Here is a 286-nt window from a genome sequence, read left to right as displayed (position 1 = left end):
ACTCCCAAACCCATTTCCAGTTCACCCCTTCCGTTTCAGCTACACCTTCGACAAAAACACCGGGTGTTACAATTTCTTCTTCATCGAGCTCTCCAATGGGAACGATCCGCTCGACCTCGGCAAATGTCCGATCAGCAGCCATCGCCATAAGCGGGTTCATGTTGCGAGCCGTTTTGTCGTAGATGATATTGCCGAATTCATCGGCGGTTTTTCCATAAATGAAAGCGTATTCCGCACTCAAGGCTTCCTCGGCAAGGTATGCGCGTCCGTTTAATGAAACGATATA

The 286-nt window shown here is 49.0% G+C and carries 1 protein-coding gene; it reads right to left on the bottom strand.

Annotated elements, in window-relative coordinates:
* Nucleotides 1-286 (bottom strand): CoA-transferase (locus tag CF394_RS15330; protein WP_279327669.1); only part of this gene is annotated, 286 nt, incomplete at both ends.

Source organism: Tetzosporium hominis (genome assembly GCF_002265435.1).
In the GTDB taxonomy this organism is placed as follows: Bacteria; Bacillota; Bacilli; order Bacillales_A; family Planococcaceae; genus Chryseomicrobium; species Chryseomicrobium hominis.
Note: the sequence above shows the minus strand (reverse complement) of the source record. Positions and strands in the feature narration are given on the sequence as shown.